This is a genomic window from Candidatus Stygibacter australis (assembly GCA_030765845.1).
Lineage (GTDB): Bacteria > Cloacimonadota > Cloacimonadia > Cloacimonadales > TCS61 > Stygibacter > Stygibacter australis.
On sequence record JAVCDJ010000128.1, the window covers coordinates 1 to 3,640 of the forward strand.

The 3,640-nt window shown below is 40.6% G+C and carries 6 protein-coding genes; all 6 read left to right on the top strand.

The window, feature by feature from the left end:
* On the top strand, positions 1–287 hold a 287-nt coding region (locus RAO94_06515), incomplete at its 5' end, for a hypothetical protein (GenBank protein ID MDP8321985.1).
* A 17-nt stretch (positions 288–304) separates the two neighbouring features.
* Positions 305–1,045 (top strand): PHP domain-containing protein, encoded by a 741-nt coding sequence (locus RAO94_06520; protein MDP8321986.1) that lies wholly within the window; start codon positions 305–307, stop codon positions 1,043–1,045.
* Positions 1,046–1,076: 31 nt separating this feature from the next.
* Entirely contained in the window at positions 1,077–1,565 is a 489-nt protein-coding gene (locus tag RAO94_06525; protein ID MDP8321987.1) for an NAD(P)H-dependent oxidoreductase subunit E, read from the top strand.
* Positions 1,566–1,580: 15 nt separating this feature from the next.
* On the top strand, positions 1,581–2,153 hold the full coding sequence (locus RAO94_06530; GenBank protein MDP8321988.1) for an ATP-binding protein: 573 nt from the start codon (positions 1,581–1,583) through the stop codon (positions 2,151–2,153).
* Entirely contained in the window at positions 2,153–2,518 is a 366-nt protein-coding gene (locus tag RAO94_06535) for a (2Fe-2S) ferredoxin domain-containing protein (protein ID MDP8321989.1), read from the top strand. Before RAO94_06530 ends, RAO94_06535 begins: the two co-directional genes overlap by 1 nt.
* A gap of 9 nt (positions 2,519–2,527) precedes the next feature.
* Positions 2,528–3,640, top strand: a 1,113-nt coding sequence (locus tag RAO94_06540) for an NAD(P)H-dependent oxidoreductase subunit E (protein ID MDP8321990.1), incomplete at its 3' end; no start/stop codon positions are given.

Here is a 3,640-nt window from a genome sequence, read left to right on the forward strand (position 1 = left end):
CGAAAACAGAAAATCTTGATATCGAGATCAATGGTGGTTATGTATCTGATCTACTATCAGATGTGATGGGTAATGCTAGAGAAGGTCAGGTTTGGATAACCATTATGCGGCATTTGAATGTTATCGCTGTAGCCAGTCTCACCAATATGTCTGCCATCACCTTCTCCAAAGGATATCTGCCGGATGATACGGTAATCGCCAAAGCTGATATGGAAGGCATCCCTCTCATTAGTTCTAAACTTGATACTTTTAATATTGCCGGTATATTGTATAAAAACCTGTCTTGACCTGGGAGAATAGTAAATTGCACTGGTATAAAGCTGATCTGCATCTACATTCGGTACTTTCTCCTTGCGGAGACCTGCAAATGTCTCCTAATGCAGTGATGAAAAAAGCCAGTGAAAAGGATCTGGATCTCATCGCGATCACAGATCACAATTCCATTGCAAATTGCCAGGTATATCATCAGGTTGCCTTAAAATACGGAATTGATCTGCTCTACGGTCTGGAAATTCAAACTGCTGAAGAAATCCATATCATCACTCTCTTTGATGATCTTAAAATAGCCACCGAATTTGCTAACATCATCTTTGATTCCCTGCTGCCAATACCTAATGATCCGGAATTCTTTGGTGACCAGGTTGTGATAGATGCTGAGGAAAATATCATAAAATTTGAAGCGAAAGCATTGATCAATTCGTCTCTGCTTACTCTTGATGAGATTGTGAGTATTGCCGAAGAGCATGAGGCATTTATCTTCCCTGCTCATGTGGATGCACCCAGTTACAGTATTATTGGTCAATTAGGTATTATTCCTGATAATCTGAAATTTCATGCTTGTGGTATCACTGCTAAGGCTGATCCTCAAAACCTCATCTCCATTTATCCTCAATTGGCAAATTACACTCTGATCAAAAATTCCGATGCTCATTACCTGGATGATATTGGTTCTGGATACACTGAATTTTATCTTGATTCTCCCACGATTGGGGAATTGAAAAATGCCTGCTGTAATAAGTATGGCAGAAAAGTACTCGTTAAATAAATATCTTTATAATAAATATATAGGAGGAATTATGGCTGGAGATTGTTGCTCAGAAAATGCACTCTTTGCAGACCTGGAGAAGATTATTAATGACAAGAGCGATCTTGAGAATCCCTTGATCGAGGTATTAAGAGAAGCTCAAGAGCTTTTTGGTTTTCTCCCCGAGGAAGTTCAGCTCTTTATTGCGGATAAGATGGGTATACCCGTGAGTGAGGTATATGGAGTTGTTACTTTCTATAATTTTTTCAGCATGAAGCCACGTGGAAAACACGTTGTCAATGTATGCACTGGAACTGCATGTTATGTGAAAGGTGCTCCCAGATTGTTACAAATGCTCACTGACGAATTAGGAGTAGAATTAGGTGAAACCACACCCGATGATTTATTTACTCTCAGTTCTGTTCGCTGTGTCGGTGCCTGTTCACTGGCACCCGTTTTCGTGATTGGCGAAGATACCTATGGTCGCATAGAAAATCGTGATAACCTGAAAGCGATACTTGATAAATATCGCCAAAACTGATCCCACGGTTAAGCTATGCAGGATATTTCATTACATTTACTGGATATTATTGAGAATTCAGTGCGTGCCAAAGCTCGTAACATCTGGCTTACGATCTTGATCAGGCATTCAGCTGATCTTTTGCAGATAACTGTGAAAGATGATGGCAGCGGGATGGATTATGAAACTCTGCAGGCTGCTCAGAATCCCTTTTACACTACCAAAATGGACCGTGTAAAAAAAATCGGACTGGGTATCCCTCTCTTCAAAGAGAATGCTGAACGCTGTGATGGAAGCTTCAGGATTGAAAGCATTATTGGCAAAGGAACCACTATTATTGCGGAATTTGCTTATGATCATATTGACCGGATGCCTCTGGGCAGTATATCAGATACAATCCTCACTTCCATACTTGGTCATGAGCATACTGATATTCATCTAGATCTAATTAATCAAAAAGCTGATGGTGAAGCTCTGGAATTTAAATTCTCAACTGCTCTGGTAAAAAAAGAATTAGATGATATACCACTAACATATCCTGATGTTATCACTTTTCTTAATGAAATGTTAAATGAAGGAATAAAAAATACAGATATGGAGGAAAATTAATGAAAACCTTGGAAGAATTGCGCCAAATCCGGCAAAAAGCTCAAAATGATCTAAAAATGCGCACATCCAGTTACAAATACAAGATTGTGGTTGGAATGGGTACTTCCGGGATTGCCATGGGTGCCAGAGATGTGATGAAATCATTTCTGGATGAAATCGCTGCTCGAAACCTTAAAGATATCCTGGTTTCTCAAACCGGAGAAAAAGGTCTTTCATCTCTCGAACCTGTTGTAGATATTATTGAAGAAGGAAAACCCACCATTACCTATGGAAATCTGAACCCCGAAAAAGCCCGACGTATCATTATTGAGCATCTGGTTAATAACCACATTGTGAATGATTATGTGGTCACAACCAAGGATTAGGAGGATAATATGTTATATAGAAGAATTGATGTTTTACTGTGTTGCGGTTCTGGCTGCGTAAGTGCCGGAGCTCACAAGATCAAACAAAAACTTATCTCAGAAATTGCTATACAGGACATCACTGAAGAGATAAATATTATTGAAACCGGCTGCATGGGACCATGTGATGCTGGTCCAGTCATGCTGGTATATCCTGAAGGAGTTTTTTATCAAAAACTCACTGTAGAAGATATCCCGGAACTCGTGGAAGAACATTTCAAAAAGGGAAGACCTGTAAAAAGACTGATGCTTCACGACAAAGAAAATATATATGAAACAAAAAAAGACCTGCCATTCTATCAGAAACAGGTTAAAGTGGCTCTGGAAAATTGCGGACACATCGATCCGGACAGTATTAATGAATATATTGCGGTAAATGGCTATGAAGCTATTGGCAAAATCCTCACTGAAATGACTCCAGCAGATACAATTCAACTGGTGAAAGAAAGCGGTCTGCGCGGTCGTGGTGGTGGTGGATTTCCTACCTGGCTCAAGTGGAAACTTACTTCTGAAGCGGAAAATACCCACAAATATTTAATATGTAATGGAGATGAGGGCGATCCTGGAGCGTTCATGGATAGAAGTCTAATGGAAGGTGATCCTCATCGTATTCTGGAAGGTATGATGATCGCCGCATATGCTACTGGAGCTTCCAAAGGATATTTCTATATCAGAGCGGAATATCCCCTGGCTATCAAACGCATCAGGCAGGCTATCAGCCAGGCTCATGAATATGGTTTACTGGGAAAGAACATCTTTGACAGCAGTTTTGATTTTGATGCTGAAGTTCGTACCGGTGCCGGAGCATTTGTTTGTGGTGAAGAAACTGCCTTGATAGCTTCCATTGAAGGAAAACGCGGTCAGCCTACTCCCAAACCTCCCTTCCCCAGCGTGCAGGGAGTATGGGAAAAACCTACTACCGTGAATAATGTAGAAACACTCGCAAACCTGCCTACTATCTTCAGGAAAGGTGCTGATTGGTTCTACAGTATGGGAATGGATACCAGTCGCGGAACGAAGGTTTTTGCTCTTACTGGTGATATTAAGAATACTGGTCTGGTTGAAGTACCCATGGGGATCACA

Excerpts from the sequence above, each read along its gene's own strand:
- RAO94_06530 (MDP8321988.1), top strand. The coding sequence starts at position 1,581 with ATGCAGGATATTTCATTACATTTACTGGATATTATTGAGAATTCAGTG.
- RAO94_06525 (MDP8321987.1), top strand. The coding sequence starts at position 1,077 with ATGGCTGGAGATTGTTGCTCAGAAAATGCACTCTTTGCAGACCTGGAG.
- RAO94_06535 (MDP8321989.1), top strand. The coding sequence starts at position 2,153 with ATGAAAACCTTGGAAGAATTGCGCCAAATCCGGCAAAAAGCTCAAAAT.